Annotated in this window: 16 protein-coding genes; 7 read left to right on the top strand and 9 right to left on the bottom strand. The window is 50.5% G+C overall.

What is annotated here, in order from left to right; translation table 11 throughout:
* Positions 1-6: 6 nt before the first annotated feature.
* Positions 7-516, top strand: coding sequence for a hypothetical protein (locus ACTJJJ_RS06340; RefSeq protein ID WP_426294395.1), 510 nt, complete (start codon positions 7-9; stop codon positions 514-516).
* 275 nt (positions 517-791) lie between these two features.
* Here ACTJJJ_RS06340 and ACTJJJ_RS06335 read toward each other — a convergent pair whose 3' ends face one another.
* Together ACTJJJ_RS06335 and ACTJJJ_RS06330 are read right to left on the bottom strand one after the other, a co-directional pair.
* A complete protein-coding gene (locus ACTJJJ_RS06335) occupies positions 792-2786 on the bottom strand; it encodes a RagB/SusD family nutrient uptake outer membrane protein (protein ID WP_426294396.1) in 1995 nt (664 codons plus the stop codon).
* A gap of 10 nt (positions 2787-2796) precedes the next feature.
* Entirely contained in the window at positions 2797-6021 is a 3225-nt protein-coding gene (locus ACTJJJ_RS06330; protein WP_426294397.1) for a SusC/RagA family TonB-linked outer membrane protein, read from the bottom strand.
* A 354-nt stretch (positions 6022-6375) separates the two neighbouring features.
* Here ACTJJJ_RS06330 and ACTJJJ_RS06325 point away from each other — a divergent pair, with 354 nt between their 5' ends.
* Positions 6376-10611, top strand: coding sequence for a two-component regulator propeller domain-containing protein (locus ACTJJJ_RS06325; protein WP_440701675.1), 4236 nt, complete (start codon positions 6376-6378; stop codon positions 10609-10611).
* 139 nt (positions 10612-10750) lie between these two features.
* Here the strand turns inward: ACTJJJ_RS06325 and ACTJJJ_RS06320 are convergent, their stop codons facing one another.
* From ACTJJJ_RS06320 to ACTJJJ_RS06300, 5 genes are all read right to left on the bottom strand, one after another.
* Positions 10751-11611, bottom strand: a complete 861-nt coding sequence (locus ACTJJJ_RS06320; RefSeq protein WP_426294399.1) for a helix-turn-helix domain-containing protein — start codon at positions 11609-11611, stop codon at positions 10751-10753.
* A gap of 95 nt (positions 11612-11706) precedes the next feature.
* A complete protein-coding gene (locus ACTJJJ_RS06315; RefSeq protein WP_188929535.1) occupies positions 11707-12612 on the bottom strand; it encodes an alpha/beta fold hydrolase in 906 nt (301 codons plus the stop codon).
* Positions 12613-12760: 148 nt separating this feature from the next.
* A complete protein-coding gene (locus tag ACTJJJ_RS06310; protein ID WP_440701674.1) occupies positions 12761-13690 on the bottom strand; it encodes a hypothetical protein in 930 nt (309 codons plus the stop codon).
* A 90-nt stretch (positions 13691-13780) separates the two neighbouring features.
* Positions 13781-14104 carry a nuclear transport factor 2 family protein gene (locus ACTJJJ_RS06305; protein WP_426294401.1) on the bottom strand — a complete coding sequence of 108 codons (324 nt, stop codon included), beginning with the start codon at positions 14102-14104 and terminating at the stop codon, positions 13781-13783.
* Between the two features lie 65 nt (positions 14105-14169).
* On the bottom strand, positions 14170-14958 hold the full coding sequence (locus ACTJJJ_RS06300; RefSeq protein WP_426294402.1) for an SDR family oxidoreductase: 789 nt from the start codon (positions 14956-14958) through the stop codon (positions 14170-14172).
* A gap of 128 nt (positions 14959-15086) precedes the next feature.
* On the opposite strand from ACTJJJ_RS06300, the gene ACTJJJ_RS06295 reads away from it, so the two are divergent.
* The gene (locus tag ACTJJJ_RS06295; RefSeq protein ID WP_426294403.1) at positions 15087-15446 is read left to right on the top strand and encodes a winged helix-turn-helix transcriptional regulator; all 360 of its coding nucleotides are present in this window, start codon (positions 15087-15089) and stop codon (positions 15444-15446) included.
* Here the strand turns inward: ACTJJJ_RS06295 and ACTJJJ_RS06290 are convergent.
* Both ACTJJJ_RS06290 and ACTJJJ_RS06285 read right to left on the bottom strand, forming a co-directional pair.
* Positions 15421-16671, bottom strand: coding sequence for a phthiocerol/phthiodiolone dimycocerosyl transferase family protein (locus tag ACTJJJ_RS06290; RefSeq protein WP_426294404.1), 1251 nt, complete (start codon positions 16669-16671; stop codon positions 15421-15423). The two genes, ACTJJJ_RS06295 and ACTJJJ_RS06290, sit on opposite strands and share 26 nt — an antisense overlap.
* A 184-nt stretch (positions 16672-16855) precedes the next feature.
* Positions 16856-17221, bottom strand: coding sequence for a winged helix-turn-helix transcriptional regulator (locus ACTJJJ_RS06285; RefSeq protein WP_188929544.1), 366 nt, complete (start codon positions 17219-17221; stop codon positions 16856-16858).
* Positions 17222-17358: 137 nt separating this feature from the next.
* On the opposite strand from ACTJJJ_RS06285, the gene ACTJJJ_RS06280 reads away from it, so the two are divergent.
* From ACTJJJ_RS06280 to ACTJJJ_RS06265, 4 genes are all read left to right on the top strand, one after another.
* Complete coding sequence (locus tag ACTJJJ_RS06280; protein ID WP_440701673.1) at positions 17359-18489, top strand: Gfo/Idh/MocA family protein; 1131 nt, start codon at positions 17359-17361, stop codon at positions 18487-18489.
* A gap of 352 nt (positions 18490-18841) precedes the next feature.
* Positions 18842-19819, top strand: coding sequence for a CHAT domain-containing protein (locus ACTJJJ_RS06275; RefSeq protein ID WP_188929548.1), 978 nt, complete (start codon positions 18842-18844; stop codon positions 19817-19819).
* 15 nt (positions 19820-19834) lie between these two features.
* Positions 19835-20488, top strand: coding sequence for a hypothetical protein (locus ACTJJJ_RS06270; RefSeq protein WP_426294406.1), 654 nt, complete (start codon positions 19835-19837; stop codon positions 20486-20488).
* Between the two features lie 115 nt (positions 20489-20603).
* Positions 20604-21812, top strand: a complete 1209-nt coding sequence (locus ACTJJJ_RS06265; protein WP_426294407.1) for a GTP-binding protein — start codon at positions 20604-20606, stop codon at positions 21810-21812.
* Positions 21813-21888 lie beyond the last annotated feature (76 nt).

Genomic DNA, 21888 nt, shown 5'->3' with positions numbered 1-21888 from the left:
CCAGACATGAAAACATATATCAGCAAAGTTACCCCGATGTTATCGCTGGTCATCACGATGACTCTATTTGCGTTACTTAGTTCATGTGAACAACAGGACTACCCGCCCAATTTAAGTACAGCACCGGGTGGCGGCACGGTGTCGACGTATAAAGCCTATACGTTAGCTGCCGCGAATACGGAGAATATTTATGGGCGCGTCGTCTTTTACAAGTACAACAAAACGATCACCTTAGTACAGATGGGTCTTTATAACGGAGTAAAAGGTAGCTCTTATACAGCCGCCATTTTTCCCGGAAAGGTGACGGCAGCGCCCGGCACTGCCCTTAAGGTGCTCGACACAGTCGCCGGTGCTACGGGGGCGTTCGCGACCAGTAAGTATTTTAGCATTAATGAGGAGGGATTTTTCGATAAACTTGGCGCCTACAATGCTAGCGTAACGGTTAAATTAGGTACGGTGGTCGTTGCCGCAGGTAATATAGGCGCTAACGCAGCACCCGTAGCGGAGTCCGAATAAAATAAGGTCAGGCTAAACAAAGTCCGGGAAGATGTTTAAACAGCTTCCCGGATACTGCAATTAGTTTTTTTGTCGGGCGTGCGTTTTCCGGCGTGATTGTTACAAATCAATGGTTATTTGCCAAACTCGAACCGAGGGCTAATGCCACAGCAGGCTACCTTGCTGAGGCATTAGTTAAGTAATGTAGATCTCTCCTTTTGGAAATCCGGGCGATGAAACAAAAAAATCCCCGCACTGCAAAGCAGGCAGGGATTGGGTCAAGGGATGGGATAGTGTTAATAACCTGTCGGTGGGGAACCTGCTGAAAGAGGCCAGCCCGGATTCTGGTAAATCGGCGAGGTAGTGGCATCCGCTGCTGTACCAGTCACGATGAAGTGTTGGGCGGCAATCGGGCTGAGGTAATGCGCCATGGCCCAACGGGTACCTTTGTACGAGTCGGCATTGCTTCTGATCTCGTGCGGACGAAGGTAGTTGCTCAAAGCCGGGTCCGAAACAACGGCACTGTTGTTGGTAGCCCCGTAAGTAAGCTGCGCAGCCTTGAACCATTCTTTCATGGGTCCCCAGAGTTTGAAACCTTCCACATGGTAAGGTGTGTTAATCATCTGATCCATGGCACGCCATCTTTTCAGGTCCATGAAACGCAATCCTTCCGCCATCAGCTCGTTGCGGCGCTCGCGACGAATGTTGTACAGCGTTGCCGAAACGAGCCGGTTGCCCGAGTAAGCGCCCCAGTCATTGGTTTCTTTGGTCATCTGGGTTGCGGCGATCGTTTTGTCGATATCCGTACTCACTTTGGCACGTGCCCTGATTTGCTGCCAGTAGGTAGTTGCATCGCCGTCCAGAGCGCCTGTTTTCTCATAACATGCTTCCATGTAGTTCAGGTAGGCTTCTACCGCCCGGAAAGTGATCGATCCGGTGTACCCTGCCCCGTTTCCGCAATGCGCGGCATCGTATGTGAGTCCCTTGCGGATCGTGTAGCCGGTGGAATATTTTTTCTCGTAGCTCGATTCCCAGATTTGCGGCGTCGGCTCGATTTCCGTGGCATGCGTACCCTGGGCGAGGTTCAGCAGCACATTCTTCTGTCCCGGCTCTTTCAGAAACAGGTTCAGGCGGCCATCGCGTCCTTCGCGAACGGTGCTGATGAAGTCGTCCCCCTTGTAGCCACTGCCGGCTGCGTAGATAGGAAGGCCGTTGGCCATCAAAAAGCTCTCCACCATGCTCCGGGTCAGTCCATTGGCATAGTTACCTGCTTGCGCATTCACAGGCACATTGTGCGTAACGAGCGTGCGGTTATACTGGCGCCAAAGCAGTACTTCGCTGTATTGCGACATATTTTCGGCGCTGAACATGTTAAAATAGGGGTTCTCGTTGTTAGCCGAGAGAATAATGCCGGTGTTATTTACCAATGGCACTTTAGAAGCCACCTCTTTGGCTGCGGCCATAGCCTGGGTCAGGAAGTAGTCTATCTCGCCGTCTATGCTTCCGGATGGGAACTGGTAGCTGGCATTGTATTCCTTCGCAGCTCCGGGCCAGTCGGTTCCTTTGGGTACAAATGCGGTTCCTTTGAAATATTTGAGCCAGGTACCTTCAAAAAGCGCTACGCGCGATTTGAGCAGGTAAGCCACATTGCGCGAAAGCCGGTTGGTTCCTCCGACGGGCGCAGAAGGTTGCATCATGAGCGCGGCCGAATCAAGGTCGGAGATGATGAATCGGGCCACCTCGTTACGTGGGTTGCGGACGCTGGCGGCTGTGAGGGTTTCCTGGTTGTCGGGCAGCGTGGTGCGGAGGATCGGAAAGTCGCCCAGTGCCTGCAATTTTTTGAAATATTCAAAAGCACGCAGGAAATACACCTCCCCGATATAGTGACGGATGTTGGCTTCATTACCCGTGATTTCCGCATTTTTCAAACGTGGTACCGCCGTTTGGAGGAAGTAATTGACCTGGAAAATATTGGCGAAGTTCCAGTCGCCGGCGGTGGAAGGCACACGCCACAATCCCGGCATATACTTGTTGTCCAGCGCCGGAATAGCCATATCGTCGGTGTTACCGTCGTAGCCGAACGTGCCGAACGACCAGTTGGCGTGGGATGGGAGAATGTCCGGGTAACGTCCTACGGCATAAGCCGCAAGCTGGGACTCTTCGCGCAGGTAATCGTCAGGGGTAATGTTGGACAGCGGTGACTGGTCCAGGTAATCGTCGCAGGACGCAGCCATCAGTCCACAGACGATCGCCAATGCCGTGCTTAGTTTTTTATACATTGTTCTGTTCATTGTGACTGATTTAGAAGGTTAAACTAAGACCCGCGGCGTATACTTTCGACAATGGATAAACACTTCCGCCTGAGCCTCCGTCGATGGTTTCCGGGTCAAACATTTTGGCTGTTTTCGTTCCTGTGAGTACGTTTTCGCCCGAGATGTAGAAACGGAGCTTCTGGATCGCCAGCTTTTTGGTGAGCGACGATGGTAGGGTATAACCGAGCTGAATGTTTTTCAGACGGATGTATGAAGCGTCCTGCAAATAGCCGGTTTGGGTCTGCTGGTTTTTGCCGCTGCCGAAAATGGGGCGTGGATAATAAGAGTCCACATTGGCACCCAGCGGGTGGTTAGGATCGGCACGGTAGTAGTCTTCGTGCTCCACCAGGCCCGTCGAGAACCAGATGTTGCTGGTTGCGCCCCAGAAGAAGTAGCTTCCCTGCCAGAAATCGCGTTTCATCACACCTTGTACGAAGCCCCGGAAATCGAAGCCTTTCCAGTCAAGGTTGATGTCCACGCCGAATGTGTAGCGGGGCGTACTGTTACCGATCAGACGCTTGTCGCCGGGGTTAGCCAGGGTGTTGGCACCTTCATTGATCACGCCGTCGCCATTCAGGTCGGCATACATGATATCTCCCGCCGCCCATTGCGAGCCGAATGCACTTTGACCACCGTTAGGCAGGCTGGCCAGGTGTCGGTCCATTTCTTCCTGGGACCGCGCAATGCCGACGGTCTGGTATCCCCAGATATCGTTCATTTTTTGTCCTTCGCGGTACCTGGCCAGGTCGTTGGTAGGGTTGGGGTATCTCGTAATGGTGGTTTGGTAATCCGAAAGCAGGAAACGCACATTGTAGCCCAGGTCATTTTTCAGGCGGTCATTCCAGGCGATCTCAAATTCCCAGCCGTTGGTTTTCAAGTCGGTATTGTTGGTATTGGGAACAGCGGTTCCGAGAATGTCCGGCAATGTAGGTGCAGGGCCGACCATATTGACTGTTTTTCGCGAAAACCAGTCGAATGATCCGGTCAGGCGGTTGCCCAGCAGGCCAAAATCAAGCCCCAGGTCGTAGCTTTTGATCGTTTCCCAGGTCAGTGTCGAGCTGATCAGGCCGGGAGCGCCTGCCGTATTCGGGCGTGCACCGCCGATCAGCCAGGCGCCATTGGCGGTACCGATGGGCTGCGTCACGTAGGTAGGATAGAAGTCTGTCGATCCATCCGCGGCTTTCTGGTTGCCCAGCTGGCCATATGATCCCCTGAATTTCAGGTTGTTGACAATCGAAATGTTGTCGGCAAAGAAGCTTTCGCGCCCCACATTCCATCCCACGGATACGGACGGGAAAAGCGTCCAGCGTTGCGCAGCACGGTATCGCGACGAGCCGTCGTAGCGCAGGTTTCCTTCGATGAGGTATTTGCCGTCGTAATCATAGTTAAGGCGTCCGAAAAAGCCGGCTGTTGCCCAGCGGTGGTAAGCGCCGCTTACGGCAGGGGCTACCACGAGTCCATTCGCATCGGTTCCGTTGGTCGTGTTGATCGTCGGTAATTCAGGCACCATAATGCCGTTGCGGGTGGCGCTCAGGTTGCGGAACTTGGTGAGCTCGGTCTGGAAGCCGCCCATTACCTTGAAGAAATGCTTTTGGCCCAATGTCAGATTGTACTCCGAATACAGGTTGGCATTGAAATAGTTTTCCTTGTTGGCATACTCATACACCTCCGAATTGCGGCTGTACAACATCGGGTTACCGGCCACATCGTAGTTGTAAGTACGCTGCACATCCCAGTGACGGAAGTCGTTGCGGGTGCGGTAATTGATCTCCCCGAAAGTTTTCCATCCTTTCACCGGTTCGAGCACCAGTTGGAGTTGCTGATAAAGAAAATCGGTCTGGTTGCGGTCTTTACCGCCTTTGTCCATTCCCAACGCCGGCGAAGGCGAGCTGAACAGGTTGCCATTCGGGTCGTAAAGCGGCAATGTCGGCCAACCCTGACGTCCCAGGTTGTCATAGAAACCGTTGGTTAGCTGGGAAGGACGGTTATAATCTTCGCGGATAAAACGCGTCGAGTAATTTACCGACAGCTCATCGGTTAGTTTGGTGTTGATTTTCGCGGTGGCGCCGTAACGGGTAAAATCATCCTGGTTGAAGCGCATGAGTCCTTGCTGTCCCATGTAGTTACCCGAGAGATAAACCTGCGTTTTGTCATTTCCGCCGCTCAGGCTGAAATTGTGCTCTTGCGAGAGCGTGCGTTTGCGGAACATGGCCTCGTACCAGTCCACATTGGCATTACCGGAAGCATAGCCATCCGCCCAAACCGACGGGTTGGTAGGGCTTGGAATGGTGGTAGTGCTAATGATGCCATTCTGATAGTCTTTGATGCGCTGCAAATGCTCGGCATTGAAGTGGGGCGCGCTGCCGCCGTTCTGGCCCGCGTCGTTGAAGTACAATGCGAAAGTGTAGGAATCCATCATTTTCGGCATCAGCACGGGCGTCGTCGATCGCAGGCTATTGTTGTAGTTGATCGACAGTTTGCCGGACTTTCCTCTTTTGGTCGTCACCAAAATCACCCCGAATGCAGCCCGAGAGCCGTACACGGCAGCAGCGGCGGCATCCTTCAATACCGAAATGCTTTCGATATCCTGGGGGTTAATCGCATTGAGCGAGCCTTCCATCCCGTCCACCATTATCAGCGGGCTCGACGATGAGTTTCCGATGGTTCCGGTGCCACGGATGTTGATGCTCGGGTTGCTTTCCAGCGAGCCGTTGTTTTGCGAGATGTTCAAGCCCGTTACAAGGCCTTGCAATGCCTGCGTCGCATTGCGGACGGGGCGGTTTTCGATCGCCTTCGCATCCAGGGTGGCTACGGCGCCGGTCAGGTTGACCTTTTTCTGGGTACCAAAACCTACCACTACTACTTCTTCCAGATTGCTGCTCTGGCTGTTCAGCGTGACGTCGAGGCTAAGCGTGCCCTTTGAAGCCGCCTGGCGCTCCGCTAGATTGATCTCGGCAGGTTCATAACCGATAAAAGTAAAAACCAGGATAGCGTCGGGGGCTACATTTAGCTTGTAGTCGCCGTTGGCGTCGGAAATGGTCCCGGTGGAGGTAGCCTTCGCCAAAATGCTGACACCGGGCAGTGGGCCCTGGGCGTCGCGGACTTTGCCGGAAACCGAGACGGTCTGCGCGTAAGCGACAGCGGCGGTTAAGAGGAAAATGAAAAGGGCGCAGGACAAAAACCTGCGCAGATCAGGTAGCTTTTTTTTCATCATGGAGATGGGTTTAATGTGAGGCGTTTTGAGGCTGGGTGTGAGGATAGGGCTTGTTTCTTGTCATATTTACACTTTTTAAATTGGTGGCAAGGTTCCATCTTTTTCGATTGCTGTTAACTTTGTGTTACGGAGCAATTCTTGCTTTTAGACAATTTGTGTCCCTACGCCAGGAAGTCACAACTAATCATAAGAATAGTTCAAATTTAGGTTCTGTGTGGCGTAGCGAGAGGGTATTTTTCGTCAATTACAGGGTGTTTTTCAAAATGCGTGTAAATATTCTGTTAGCAAAGTACAATTAGTAGTGTCTTAGGCCTAACACGGTTTTCAGACGGATACCCTGGTATATTTCTTGGAATGGAAAGAAGTAATATGATAGCTAAGGTGGCGCGGCGGGGCGCCTGGCTGATGGTTTTTATGGCCGCATGGGCGGCTGTAAATGCGCAGCGTGCAACGGAAAATTTCAAGTTCGATCACCTGACGGTCAACGACGGACTGGCGCACAGCGACGCCATGGCGGTTACCCAAGACAGGCAGGGATTTGTGTGGGTAGGGACCAACAATGGAATCAACCGGTACGATGGCTACCAGCTGAGCACGTATAACCTTCCGGCCGTGAATGCGGCGGGCACGTCCGCCAACCGGGTACAGGTCATGCATGTGGATGGGGCGGGCAGGATTTGGGCGGGTACCGAAGGTTCGGGCATTTACTTTTATCAGGCGGATAAAGATGAGTTTGTCAGCATTCAGGAAGCGTTTTCGGACCAGGTGGGAGCCAGCTACCGTCGGTTGGTTTGCCAAACCAGCATTCGCTCCATAGCCAGCGACCGGATCGGCAACCTTTGGGTGGCCACGGCCGATTTTGGTGTGGTAAAGATTTGCTTCGACGATTCCCGCCGCATTGCGGCTGTCTCGCAAATTCCGCTCACGTCCGCGCGCGCATACGATGCATTGAACGTGCTGCCCGACACGTCCGGGCATATCTGGATCGGCACAATGGGCAGGGGCCTTTGGGTGCTGGCGCCCGGCGCAAGGAGTGCGGTAGCGGTAGCCACGCTTTCCGAACCGGACATCCGCGCCACTTACCAGGATGAGTCCGGGCGCGTCTGGATCGCCTCCGACCAGTATCTATACCAATGCAAGAGAACGGGCCATGCGATTACCTTCGAGCGTATGCCTTACAATTTTCATGGCATTCAATGCATTTCCAGCGATTCTTACCGCCGCCTGTGGATCGGGACCAACTTCGGTTTGGTGATGCTCCGGCATGTTCCCGACGATCTGCAGTCCCTTTCGGCCACCGATTTTAAGGTTTTTTTGCCGGATGAAAATGCTGTGGGCAGTATCAACTCGTCGCGCGTGCACCAGGTCGCGCAGGACTCGTTCGGCAATCTCTGGCTGGCGGCATCGTCGGGCGGGCTCAACCGGCTTCATCTGAACCCGAAGCCTTTCGGGCACCTGTACCGGCAGAAGGGTGTTACCTCGCTCGCCAATAACTATGTCAATGCCATTGCGAAAGACGAATATTCGGGGCTTATCTGGCTCGGTACGCGTAATGGACTTTCCATTTATGATCCGGCGACTGCCAAATACCAAAATCTGATGCACCGCTCGGCGGGCGGGAGCACCAGCGGCGTGGATGTATCGGCCATATTGATTACCGACCGTTATGCCTGGGTCAGCACTCGGTATGCAGGTCTGCACCTGGTCGATCGCCAGAATGGTTTTAAAATTATCCGTACACTCAAAACGGACCCTTACCCATCCTCTTATGTGAGCATCGAACGGCTGGCGGAAGACGCGAAGCATCGCGTGTGGGCGTCGGGCGTCGGTGCAGGATTATTCCTATACAATTCCGATGGCGTGCTCATTGCCAATTTCAATAAAAATAATAGCCTCATACCCACTGATGAATGCAGCTACGTGATCTGCGAGCCTGGTTCGGACGTGATCTGGGTTAGCACAAGGAATGCGGGCGTGTTGCAGCTCCGGCTCGACGGGAACAAACTCGTGATCCTGGCGCATTTCAAGCACGAGCCGGGAAATGGCAACAGCCTCAAAGTCAACTATGCCTGGCCATTGCTCAGAGATCAGGATGGTTCGGTATGGGTCGGGACCATCGGTGGAGGCCTGCATTGTATTCGGCGAAAGGGCGGCAAAACAGTGGTCGAGCGTTACGACGGACAAGTAGCGGCTAACGACATCGAGAGTATTTTGAAGGACAGTGAGGGGAATTTATGGCTTGGGTCGGACGGTCTTTACAAATTCAATCCCGCCAGTCGTGGCGTGTGGCATTACCGGGTAGGGGACGGGCTGCAAAGCAATTCGTTCAAAATCGGCTCCGCGTTTAATGCAAAGGACCGCACGATGTATTTCGGCGGGACCAACGGCGTCACTTTCTTCGACCCTGAGGATATCGCATCTAATCCGACTCCTCCGGTTGTGAGGATTACAGGCCTGAGCGTTCTGAACAAAGGTACCGGGTGCGGAGAGCAAATGGGTACTTCCATGGTGCGGCGGCCATTCAACAGTCCGGAAGGTGCGGAGATCAGGGCGTCTGAGAATGAATTTTCCATTGGATTCGTAGGGCTGAGCTACCTCACACCGGAAAAGCAACGGTATGCATTCATGCTCGAAAATTTTCATAGCGATTGGGTGTACCTGCCCACCAACCAGCGGATTGTAAGCTTTGCCAATTTGCCGGCGGGGGAATATGTATTTAAGGTAAGGGCCAGCAATGGCGACGGCGTCTGGTCGGCAGAGCCGGCTACATTGAGGATCCGGATTCTTCCGCCCTGGTACCTATCGTGGTGGGCATATGGTATTTACCTGGTGATGGCCGTTGGGGCGCTGTTGCTTTACAAGTGGGTTGCCACCAGCCGGATCAAGTTGAAGAACAAACTGGAAATACAGCAATTGCAGGTTGAGAAGGAAAAGGAAATCGCAGCAATGCGGACGCAGTTCTTTACCAGCGTTTCCCACGAGTTCCGAACGCCATTGACCCTCATCCTGGGACCGATGGAGGAGTTTATCGCATCCATGAGCGGCTCTGAGTCCATGAAAGAAAAAGTGACGCTCATGCACCGCCAAACCCGCAAACTATTGGATTTGGTCAATCAGCTGCTCAGTTTCAAGAAGGCGGAATCCGGTTATGTGAGCCTGGCGGCCAGCGAGCAGGAAGCGACCGGGTTTATTACGGAGATTTACCAGATTTTCGCCGCCAAGGCCCGTGAATGCAGTATAGATTATGTTTTTGAGGTACCCGACCACCCGGTGTCCCTGTTTTTTGACCCCCATAAACTGGAAATCATTCTGACTAACCTGCTATCCAACGCATTCAAATATACGCCGCCCAACGGCAGGGTGAAGTTGCAGGTTTCCTTATATGGACAGCCGGAAAGGGATGCGGTGTGGAGCGGGAGGGAGATCGTAGATAATTATCTGGAAATGACCGTTTCGGACTCTGGTTCGGGAATTGCAGGCGGCGAGTTGGATAAGATTTTTGATCCCTACTACCAGGCCGCCCATACGGGGCCGGATATGGTCGGAACGGGAATCGGCCTGGCGCTCGTCAAAGAACTCGTGCAGGCACACCATGGCGAAGTTACCGTCCTCAGTGAGGTGGGCAAAGGTTCAGCATTCACCGTGAAACTGCCCTTTGGAAGTGCACACCTTACCGACGCCGAAATCGCCCATGAGCGGCCTGCCGAGCCGCTAAATGCCCGTCAGGAACCGGACATAGCGGGAGGGCCTGCGTCAATGGCAGGGCAGGGCGGGAAGCTGCTGATCGTAGAAGACAATGAGGACCTCGCGGAATATCTGAAAGGGGTTTTTCAGGGACATTACCAGGTCACGCTAGTCGGCGACGGAGCCTCGGCCTGGGAACTGATGGAGGATTTGCAGCCCGACCTCGTACTCAGCGATATCATGATGCCCGGACTGAATGGTTTGCTGCTTTGCGAAAAAATCAAACACAATCCCAAAACCGCCCACATTCCTGTTGTGCTCCTGACTGCCCGGGCCGCCGCCGTGCAGGAACTGGAAGGGCTGAGTACCGGTGCCGACGACTATGTTGCCAAGCCGTTCAATGTGCAGTTGCTATCGGCCAAAATCCGCACGTTGCTCCGGAACCGGGACATTTCGAGGGACTTCTACCAGCGTCAGATCCTGCTTCAACCCGCTAGCATCGCGATACCCGACGAGGAGCGGCTTTTCCTGGAAAAGGCCATGAAGATCGTCGAGACGAATCTCACTAACCCGGAATTTAATGTACAGGCGCTGGTGAGCCAAATGGCCATGAGTCAGTCGGTATTTTACCGGCGGATTAAAAGCCTGACGGGCCAGTCGGTGATCGAGTTCATCAAAGACATTCGCCTGAAACGCGCGGCGCAGCTGTTGAAAAGCCCGCATATGCGCATTTCGGAGGTGGCATTCCTGGTCGGTATCGAAGACCCGAAGAACTTTCGTGTGTCATTTCAGAAACTGTACGGAAGCAGTCCGTCTCGTTACGCGAAGCTGCATGGGGAAAGTTCGCAGGAAGCGAAGGGAGGCTACCCCGACCATGCTGCGGCAGATAAGGACGAATGGGATTGATCAAAAGCCATCTCCAAGTTGCCGATTCTTACCGCCGATTATCTGCCGCCCAAACCGAAGGATTCGCTTCTGTTCAGCAATCTACTTACGTACCCGTTTGATGCGTCTTTCATCTGGATACAGACTTCGGCGATTTCTTTCAAAGGAGTTGTGTCCCCAAAAAGCTGGCCCGGAAACTGGACGGCGATTCGCCTGTCTTGGTCATAAATAGCCTGCTGAAATAGGCCGGGTCGTCGTAACCAAGATTGTAGGCGATTTCCTTTGCTGTGAGGGAAGTATGCGCCAGCAGGCGTTTCGCTTCCAGGATAATGCGGTTTTTAATCACCTCATTAGGCTGCGGCAGCCGCAGGCGGTTGAATTTATGTGTGATGGTTTTGGGCGCCATGCATAGGAAATCCGCGTAATCGGCGACGGTGTGTTTGGATTTATAATGCTCTTCCACGAGCCGGGTGAATTTGCGAAAAAATTCCAGATCACTTTGCTGATCAGTCACATCGTGGGTCAAATGTTGCTTTTTCCATGAGCGCGTGGCGCGAATAAGCAATTGTTTGAGATACGTCCTGACCATTTCTTCCAGCGAACTGTCGTTGAGATTGAATTCCTGGATCACTTCCTTGAATAAACCTCCGAGGAAAGCGTTTTCGGCCTCCGCCAGCTCCACTTTGGGCATATTCCTGATGTTATTAAACAGCAGTCCATCACACGCAACCTCCTGATCATGAATCTGAATGCAGTAAAAATCACGGTTGTAGAAGATGAAATAACCGCTTTCCTCGCCAGCTGCTTCTAATTGAAGAAATTGATTGGGACTGATAAAAAACAGTGTGGGTTGCTGCGTCTCGTAACAGGCAAAATCCACCCTCAACTTATAGCCGGCGGGCAGATACAGGATTTTGATGTATTCCTTGTAGGCAGGCCCATTGATCGCATCCGTTTGCTCCTGACTCACATGCAGCAATCCCAACGTCTTTAAATTGTTGTTGAAAACGGTTGTACTCATGGCTGTATACGCTTTTTAGATTGCAGGATTCTTATTGTTTAAAATAGATAAAAACCTGTGAAGCGATGATTTGCTTCACAGGTGAAATCGTTTAATTAGTTTCTGGCAAATTTTTCTAGTTCGGAGTTGAATTTATCCATTTCTTCCAAAAACAACCCGTGTCCGGCTTTCTCAAATTTCACGATATAAGAACCTTTGATGGCTTTGTTGAGTTGTTCGGCCTGAGCGAAGTCACACAATTTGTCATTCACACCATGGAATATCGCAACCGGCATTTTGATTTTCCCAAGCACAGGACGAAGATCCAGGTTACCTAATGCTGTAATAGCCTGAGTAGTAGCGTAAGGTGATGCATTCAGGTTGATGCTTTCCAACCATTTGATTGATTCCGGTGAAAGTCCGCCTTCCTGGCCTTCAAATGCTTTTCCAAAGCCTGCTATGAGTTGCTCCCGATTGGTTTTGGTTTGTTTGATAAGATCCGCTGCGCCTTGATCCGTGATGCCGTAAGGATGGCCTTCACGTTGTTTCCATGATGGTCCTGTTGCACCGAATACGACCAACTTCTTGATATGCGCACCATTATATTTCGTTACAAAGTGAAGGGTTACTGCGCTTCCCATTGAGAATCCGCCTAACGTTGCGTTTTCGATTTTCAGTTTTTCAAGAACCACTTTGATGTCATCGGAGAAAGTGTCGAAGTCATATTTTCCGTAAGGTCTGTCTGATTTCCCAAAACCTCGAAGGGAAATACCGATGACCCTGAACCCTTTCTCCACCAGATATTGGTATTGATATTCGTACATCTCATTGTTCAGCGGCCATCCGTGGATGAGCACGACGGGCTGGCCTTCGCCGAGGTCGATCACGTGCAGCTTTACATTTTTCTCAACTTCAATGTATTCTTCTCGTCCCAGTGATGCGGGCTTGCGTGTTTGTGCGAAAAGGAATTGGCTTTGGATAAAAGTGAATAGGAATGCGATGGTCAAGGCAATGGTTTTCATCTGAGTAGTAAGTTTGAATTTCTAAGTTAATCTGCTAACCGTTAGCAGATTGTCGCTGTGTTTTGACATTACAAAGGTGGCAGGTAAAACGGCCCGGAAGAATGGATAAAAGGCAATGCGCCTTGTACATTTTTCCCGACAGGTGAAATTATGGCTTGTAGAAAGTCGAAAGTTGATCCAATCGCTGGCTGACCAGCGCATTTTTCATGGGTTCAAACCGCGCCAGCTCCACATTATTTTTGGTAAACACGATATAAAATGGCTGATTTAACTTATTGGTGAGGTGGTAAATGGTGGCGAGCTCGGCGATATCCTCGGACCACGCCGCCATTGCATATAAAGAAGGAAACGGCGTTTTCGAGAGCTGGCTATAAACATCAGGCGCCAGGCTGATCGGTACTGGTTTTCCGCTTCGGAAACGGGTTTGTTCCAGCAGAGAATCAATGTATGGATCGGCAGGCTTATTCATCAGTCGCCAAATGTCTTTTGTAAAAGGCGTGGGTTCCACGATTGCATTTGCATCCTCGGGATGCGGGGTAATTCCGGTCACTAGGTCGACGATGTGCGTGGCCTCGTGCAACAGCACATAAATGATCCCGTCCATCTTGCCTCCTTCTACGCGCACGCTATAATTGGAGTCTGCCTCCTGCTTGAAACAGGTATTTTCTTTCCATGTTGCCCACTGAGATATGTCCTCGTCCAATAAGCTGGCCCGAAAGGTAATGTTGAACATTTTCGTTGCACCAGATTTGTCAACCGGTGAGGTTAATGCCGTGTTCGGCATGTTATCCATGAAGCTGATGCTTTGCAGGTGTTGTTTCAAAATGCGCTGATGCAGTGGCGGCAATAGTGTAAAAGCATGATTTACTTTCTCTTTTTCAGTTGGTGTCAATGTATGGTTAACCGGCTTCATGCCAGCCTCGCGGAAACTTTTGAAAACACTTTCAGGTGCAATTTGTATCCGTTGAGAAGGATCTTTTCGAAGGGAGTAATCTAACTTTTGTGCAAAAGTAAAAGTTGAGTAAAACAGTATGAAAAAAGCTGCCATTGACAATTTGAACCCCAATTTTCTGATCATAAATGCTTTCAATATTTGAGCTGTAAAAGATTCGCAGGAAGGCATTTCGGATCGCCTCAACGCATTCCTGCGAATTGGAATACTAAACTATTAATCCGTAATCTTCAACGAACCAATAGAAGAACCATCCAGTTCAAGGTGATAATTCATCACGGCCGGACTGCCTGGAAATGTGCCGCTTACTTCTACGGTAAGTTTTCCTTTTGAGCCGGTTTGCGTAAAATCAACGGGCGTCAACTGCATGTTATACTTTTCAGTCGCCGCTTGTATCCACTCTTTAATTTCCTCTCTACCCAAATAGGACGATCCTTCATCGGAAACGGTTGCGTGCTCTGTAAAGTAACTGGCAAATGCTGTGCTGTCCGATTCGTTTTGCGCTTTAATAAAGCCTTCTATATTTTCAGGAAGTTTCATAATCATGAATGTTTATGTTAATTAAAAATTGGTTTTTGTATTGAAATGAAATTGTAAATGCTTGCTTAAATCGTAGGAATTGTGCCACCGTCGATCACATATTCACTACCGGTCAGGTACGCCGCCCGGGGTGAAACAAGGAAGCCCACGAGCTCAGCCACTTCTTCGGGCCAAGCCGCTCTGCCGAATGGAATGCCGCCTAATGCATCCATTACACTGTTTGCGGCTTCTTCCGCAGTGCCACCTGAACTTTTGGCGATACGTTCCATCATCCTGGTCGATGCATCGGTCATAATCCAGCCCGGCGACACGGTGAGCACGCGGACGCCTTTCGGTGCAACTTCATTCGATAAGCTTTTACTATAATTGGCCAAAGCTGCTTTCGCTGCCGCGTAGGGCAATGTGGAGTCATATAGGGGTAATTTCGCCTGGATGGATGCGATGTGAATAATTACGCCTTCGTGGCGCTCGATCATGCCGGGCAAAAAGCCGCGGTCCAGTCGCACGGGCGCTAGCAGATTGGTTTGAAAAGATCCTTCCCAATCACTGTCGGAAAGCACCGCAAAACCACCGCCCGGCGTTTCGGAGCCACCCATATTATTGATCAGGATGTCCAGGTGGCCGAATTTTTCAAGTATTTCGTTGACCACCTTCTGGGTCCCGTCCGGCTTGCTTAAATCTGCGGCTATAAAATGAGTGCCGTTGTTTTCGTCCTCCGGCTTGTTTCTAGCGGTAATGATCACCGTTGCGCCCGCTTTCAAAAGACGGTCGGCGATGGCCTTCCCGGCTCCTTTGCTTCCGCCTGTTACCAGGGCGATTTTATCTTTCAGTTCGTTTTCAAAATTAAAGTCCATGACCTTGTTGATTTGTTTAGGACAAATTTCAGCACAATGCATATTGCTGACAAGTACGGACTTACGATTCAGATAGGGATAAATTTATCCCTATTGAACCGGCAAATGCATATGTTTATATTTGCAGTATGTACGAAAGAAAGACAATGCCCGACCTGAATTGCGGGCTCGACCTGATTGGTGAAGTGCTTTATGGCAAATGGAAAATGCGGCTTTTGTGGTTTATCAACGAAGGTTTTCAACGCCCCAGCGAGCTGCAACGGAAAATTCCGGGAGCGTCCCGCCGGGTGTTGAACGTGCAATTAAAAGAGCTTGAAAACCACGAGCTGGTTGGAAAGGTGATCTATCCCGTTGTCCCACCCAAAGTCGAGTATTATCTCACCGATTTCGGAAAGTCACTCATTCCCGTCATCGGTGCCATCGGGCAGTGGGGCGACCAGCATGACCTGCGCTTGCGGACACTTATCGAAAAGAACATTCAGTCTTAGCAACCACATTTTCCTGACAAGCTTTTTCCAGAATTTGCTCCATTTCCGCAAGCAGGCCAGGAATTGGCGTATCGCTCGTATTAGTCAGGCAAAGTGAACCATTGGTTGTCAATGCGCCGATCGTCTGTTCCATTCCCTTCCCTGACCGGACCATCGGACCATACAGGGCTTCCAGCTTCAACGGTCCGAAATTAGTTTTATACCTGACCCTGACCAGGTTAGTGACCATAATGTGATGGTTAAATGCCTGTTTCAATGCATCCAGCATTTGCTGCATATCATTATGGCCGAAGACAATGTCCCGGAAAAAAGACAAATAGCCTGTCGTATATTCAACGGAATTGGTCCCGCCGAGCCCGGCCTTGGCAAGTCTGGCCAAATCCCAAAAGGATAAGTGCCGCTGCTGTTCGAAAAATACGGACTGCGTGGTAATGTTCAGGCCGAAGTTATCGTCCAGATTGAGGGCACCTCTGGTACAAATGGGGGAAACCAATTCCATTCTGGTCTCGTCCCATTCCGGCCGCATTTTCCTGGAAGCCATTAATACGGCTGCACAAATTGCGCCATGAACGCTTGTATTTTCGCGTCTGGCACGTTCAAGAAGATGATGGGTTGAATTTTCAGAAAAGCGGTGGGACGAAACCAATGGGTTAACCACATCCGTTTTGGTTTTCAGTTCGAGCACTGTTTCGACCGTCTGTGCAGGCAGGTCTTCCGGCAAGTTGAGAGTTTCGTCATTCGACACCTGCGGCTCCATTAATCCAAGCTCGTTTCCGGTAACGGCGAGCAAAATGTCGCGGGTTAAATAGCTTAATGATGTGCCATCGGCCACGGTGTGGTTTGCAGCCAGGATCAGGATAGTGCTATCTGTTTTTTGAACCAAAACAACCCTTAATAGCGGGCCTTCCCCCGTATTAAACCTTACGGAAAGCTCCTTTTCAACCTCCTGCTCCCAGCGGTAATTCTGCTCCACATGGACCACGCGGAGCGGAATAGGTAGGTTTTCTACATGCTGCAATGTGGGCCGGGATAATTCATCCAGCACAACCCTTGCAGAAAGGTTCGGGTGGCGTTGTTGCGCGGTGTCAATGGCCTTCCTCCATTTTTCAACGGGCTGTGTTCCGGAGATGTCTGCGGCCAGGGCGAAGTCTTTGGAATCAATTTGGTCCAGCAGCCAAAACGTTTTTTCGAACGCACCTAACGTGCGGTTCTGTTGTCTTTTCATTTTGCATTGAGTTAAGATGGCAGGAGCGGCATAGAACCGCGTCCCTTAAACTGAATGCAAAATTGGCAGGCTGGAATATGGGAGAGAATGGACAAAAGTTGATAGGGCAGGTACATTTCGCCAATTCTTACTTCTCCAATATTAGCGTCGGGAATACTTCCCGGCCGGGCGCTAAGTCCAATGGTTAATCCAGTACTTTTGTTCGGTTTAAAATGATGTTCTTGATAAATGAGCGATTTTTGTCTCCCCATTCGTTCATCTGTCTCAAAAGAGGCATCAATGTTTCTCCGCGCTCGGTAAGGTGGTATTCGACCTTAGGCGGTAGCTGATGATAGATTTTCTTTTCAATCACTTCGAATTCTTCCAATTCCTTCAACTGCAGATTTAAAACCCGTTTGGTTGACTGTGGGATCGCACGGTGTAATTGGCTTGGGCGGTTGATGCCTTCCGATATAGCAAACAATAAATTTGGTTTCCACTTTCCACCCAGGATTTCTCTTGTCATCGCCAGGCCACATTCGAGCGGCAGGGGTATCTTTTTTTCGTACATCTTCTTTTTTGTCTATATACAAAAGTAAGCATAGATGCAGAAGTGGTATATAGGGGATAAAATTATCCCCGGAGGAACATTTTCCCTCTTATTGCCTGCCTTCCTTACTGATGTCAACTTTGCAAGCAAAAAGAACAATGCAAAATCATTCAAAAATAAGGGTTGGAATTGTTGGCCTGCAAGCGGGCAGGAGTTGGGCTGCCGTTGCCCATCTGCCCGCTCTGGATCAATTGACTGACCAATATGAAATAGTAGGTGTCGTGAATTCTAGTCCGGAGAGTTCGCGCGCTGCCGCCGAAGCCTGCCGGGTTCCATTGGCTTTTGGCAGCATTGAAGAAATGGCTTCATCGGATGAAGTGGATTTGATTGTGGTGACAGTCCGGGTTCCACTACACTACGATGCTGTCAAGACCATACTTTCACATGGAAAGCATGTTTATTGCGAGTGGCCACTTGGGCGCACCCTGGCAGAAGCAGAAGAATTAGCGGTAATGGCACGTGGAAGGCCACTGGTTGCTGTTGCAGGGACGCAAGCCCGCGTTTCTGTGGCCTTGCGTAGAGTAGCCGATCTGATTAACAATGATCTTATCGGTTCTATCCTGTCGAGCAGCATACGGGGGTGGGCAGCTCCCTGGGGGGATACGATCAGCGATACAAAAAATGAGGAATATTTACGAAAAGAGCAGAGTGGGGCTGATCTGTTGACAATTCCGTTCGCTCATACACTTGCGGCAGCCTGCGATGTCTTAGGAGATATCAAGCATTTGTCCGCAGTAGTTCACACACGATATCCAAAAGTGAAAGCGCTTGACACCGGCAAGGTTATAGATGCTGACGCTCCCGATTTCATCTCGGTAATTGCAAACCTCAGTAACAATGCCCCGCTTTCAATTCATTTCCAGGGTGGTCATCCGGAATATGGCGATCCGTTTATTTGGGAAATAGAAGGGTCAAGGGGTAAAATTGTCCTTACGGCCCAAACCGGGCACACCCAAATGGCAGAGTTTGAAATTACCCATTATACTTCGTCAAGCCAGCAGCCAGCGCTGATCAACATAGCTGATACAGATAATCCCTTTGGACCTCATACTAACGTCAGAGAAATATACAACAGAATCGCTAACGACATTTTTCATGGAACCAGTTCAGCCCCTTCGTTTGACGATGCAGTCATCTTGCACAAATTGATTGATGACATTCGTCTTTCTTCCAACCGAAGGCAATGGGTAATTCCATCAACGCATAGCAGAAATCTGCCCGAGGTATAATACCAACGACATTATCTGTTAAGTCGACCCGCTGGAAATAGCCCGACATTTTGCGGATATATACGTTAGTTTCAAAAAAGGTGGACTGTATGCTCAGCCGCCTGAATTCGGTCGGAGAACAGGCATATCTTCACCTTCAAGCAAGATGCGGGACTCGCGGGTGAGCAGTTTCTATCCAAACCCGATCGTTCGAGTATATATTCCTGCGAGAGTATGCCAGTATTCCTTAGCCACCTTGAAGAGGAATTGCTGAACACTTATGAGATTAAAAATGAGCGACATTCTTCAAACATGCAGTAATACAACAAATTGAAACTATATTTATAAAGGAAGAAATCAGTCTGTAACCAGTATGCCTGCCAGTACGTCTAACAGCAGCCCCATTAACACGCCAGTAGTGTTGTCCTACTTTTCCCAAAGCGGAGATCCGAACGATCCTTATCTGGATTTTTTACAGGACGAGTACCGGGCCATCACCGATTCGTGGGAAAAGTATCAGCAAACAGCTTCACCAAAAAGCATTAATGTATTGTATCCGGCGCGTGGCGCAGCGGATGCGAGGCAAATCGACGACGATATCCGCGCGTTCAAGCACCGGATCATCCTTTTTCATTTCAGCGGGCACGCTGGTTCGCAGCACTTACTTTTCAAAGATGGCTCCGCTTATGCCAAAGGACTGGCCGGATTGCTCGGTGAAGCGCAAAACCTGAAAGTGGTTTTTTTGAACGGCTGCGCGACCCACGATCAGGTTAACCTCCTGTTTGAGAAAAACGTGAAGGCCGTGATCGCTACCCGGGGAAAGGTCAATGACGGCGTTGCCAAAGACTTTTCGGAAAACTTTTATGAAGCCGTCTCTTCAACCGATTACACGATCCGGGAGGCATTCGAACATGCGGTCAACACCATGATCAAGGACGGACGAATCGCGCCGGAAACTTCAACGGCATTGATCAGCTGGCGAGGCATTGTCAAAGAAAGCAGCGAGGATAAGGACCGGTGGGAGTTGTTTGCCAGGGAAGGCTTTTCGGAACTCGACAGCAAGGACTGGTGGAAAATAGGCGTCATCACACCCGGAAGGAAAGAATTGATATCGGGCGGCTCACTCTGGGACCGTGGACAAATTTGGCTTTCGGCTCTGCTCTTCGCGCTTGGGTTAGCCATTATCGCATACGGCATTTTCTTTCAAAATGATATCAAGGTCGCTGGCATCGGTGTTGCTTCCTGTTGTGTTGGAATCTTTGGTTTTAAAAATCAGCAGCGGTACGTAACAGCCGAATTAAACCCCGAGCTGGTCGATGATTCCATGCGCAAAAAACTCCGGCTCTTATAATCCCCTCCAAATCCTATGGGCACTCTTCAAGAATTTGAACACGCGCAAAGCCGCCTAAGTCAGGAAATTACCTCCCTCAAAAAGCAAAGCGTACTGGCGCTGGCATTGGCCGTCGTTTTCATTATCTCGACCATCGTCTTAATGATCCAGGTGAAGCACGCGAACCAACAACTTAAAGTTTCCGAAGAAAGGCTTAAAGTAATGAACGACAGCATCCAGGATCTTAACAAACAATTGAATACCTGGCGGGTTTCGTTGATCACCAAAAAGCCGGAGAAACCTAAGGGAGGTGCCAATCCATCCAGACCACATATTTCGGCAGGTCATGAGATTGCGGCACCGGTTGTGGTAGCAGAGCCGCCCAAACCCTTTCTTGGCCTGATCGTTTACATCCACGACCGCAAGGGCAGCCAGGTTTCGGATACATTGAAAGCAGCGCTGCTCGCAAAAGGAGCGATCGTGCCGTCCATTCAACATATTGGAAATTCGATGAAGTTTGGCAACGCAGTTAAATACTTTCATCCTAATGAAAATCAGACTGCGGAAACCCTGAAAAGTCAGCTTGACCAAATTCTTGGCAGAAAGGCAATTCAGGCCAGGGTTCCGGTCCGCTACCTGGCCAACGACAAAGTACCCATTGGCCAATTCGAAGTCTGGATCGATAAATGAAGTCGTGCAGGTTTAGCAACGAAGGACAGAATACATGAAAAACTAGATGCATCAATGTTGCACTTATTGGTTTTGGTTTATATTTGCAACTATGTTGCAAATATAAATCTTAGTTATGAACCAAAAGAAGATGCCGGTAACGGTGCTCAGCGGATTTTTGGGCGCGGGAAAAACCACTTTACTCAACCATGTCCTGCATAATAAGCAGGGACTGAAAGTAGCTGTGATCGTCAATGATATGAGCGAGGTAAATATCGATGCGCGATTGGTGAAGGATCAAAATACACTAAGCCGAACCGAGGAACGACTGGTGGAAATGTCCAACGGATGCATATGCTGTACGCTGCGGGAAGACCTGATGATCGAAGTGGAAAAGCTTGCCCGTGAGAATCGCTTCGATTATCTGCTGATCGAAAGTACGGGCATTTCTGAGCCCGTCCCCATTGCCCAGACTTTCTCATTCGTGGATGAGCAGAGCGGTATCGATTTGTCGAGATGGGCCACGATCGACTGCATGGTGACAGTCGTGGACGCTTTTAATTTTGCAAAGGATTTCGGCTCGCTCGACACTGTTTTCAGCAGAAGGCTCAACGATGACGAGTCCGACAGGCGCACGATCGTCAATTTGCTCACCGACCAGATCGAATTTGCCGACGTAATCATCCTGAACAAAGCCGACCTTGTGTCTGTCGACCAGCTAAGGGAACTTTGCGCCATTATGGCCGCATTAAATCCGGCGGCAAAAGTGATAGAAAGTTCGTTTTCAAATGTAGAAATCGGCCGTGTGGTCAATACCGGTTTATTTAATTACGAAAAGGCCGAGCAATCGGCCGGGTGGATCCAGGAGCTGAATAAACTTGAACACGGCCGCCATGTTCCTGAAACAGAAGAATATGGGATAAGCTCAATGGTATTCCGGGATACACGGCCGCTGCATCCGAAACGCTTCTGGAACTACATTCAGCAGAACTGGCCTGCGGGCATTATCCGCAGCAAAGGGTTATTCTGGATTGCTTCACGCCCGGCCGACGCACTCAATTGGAGCCAGGCGGGCGGATCGGTAAGGGCTGAGTCGGCGGGTGTTTGGTGGGCTAGCATGTCGGCAGCCCAGCGCCTGCGCTACCAGGCGTATACAGAAAACCGTGATACGATCGATTCACGGTGGGGCAGGTTCGGGGACCGGGTCAATGAGCTCGTTTTAATTGGCCAGGATCTGGACCCGGGTCAAATTCTCCAAGAATTGCAACAATGCCTGTGCACCGAAGGCGAAATCCGGCTCATGGAAACCGGCGGGCAGTTCGAAGATCCGTTCCCGGTTTTGTGATAAGAGCCTGAATACCATTTTGGCGGGCAGTTGAAGCAGGGCCGGTCCAGCCGCATTGCGGAACGGGACCGGCTGT

It is taken from the genome of Dyadobacter sp. 22481, from assembly GCF_052044875.1.
In the GTDB taxonomy this organism is placed as follows: Bacteria; Bacteroidota; Bacteroidia; order Cytophagales; family Spirosomataceae; genus Dyadobacter; species Dyadobacter endophyticus.
The sequence above is the reverse complement of the archived record's forward strand: the minus strand, read 5'-3'. Positions and strand labels throughout refer to the sequence as shown.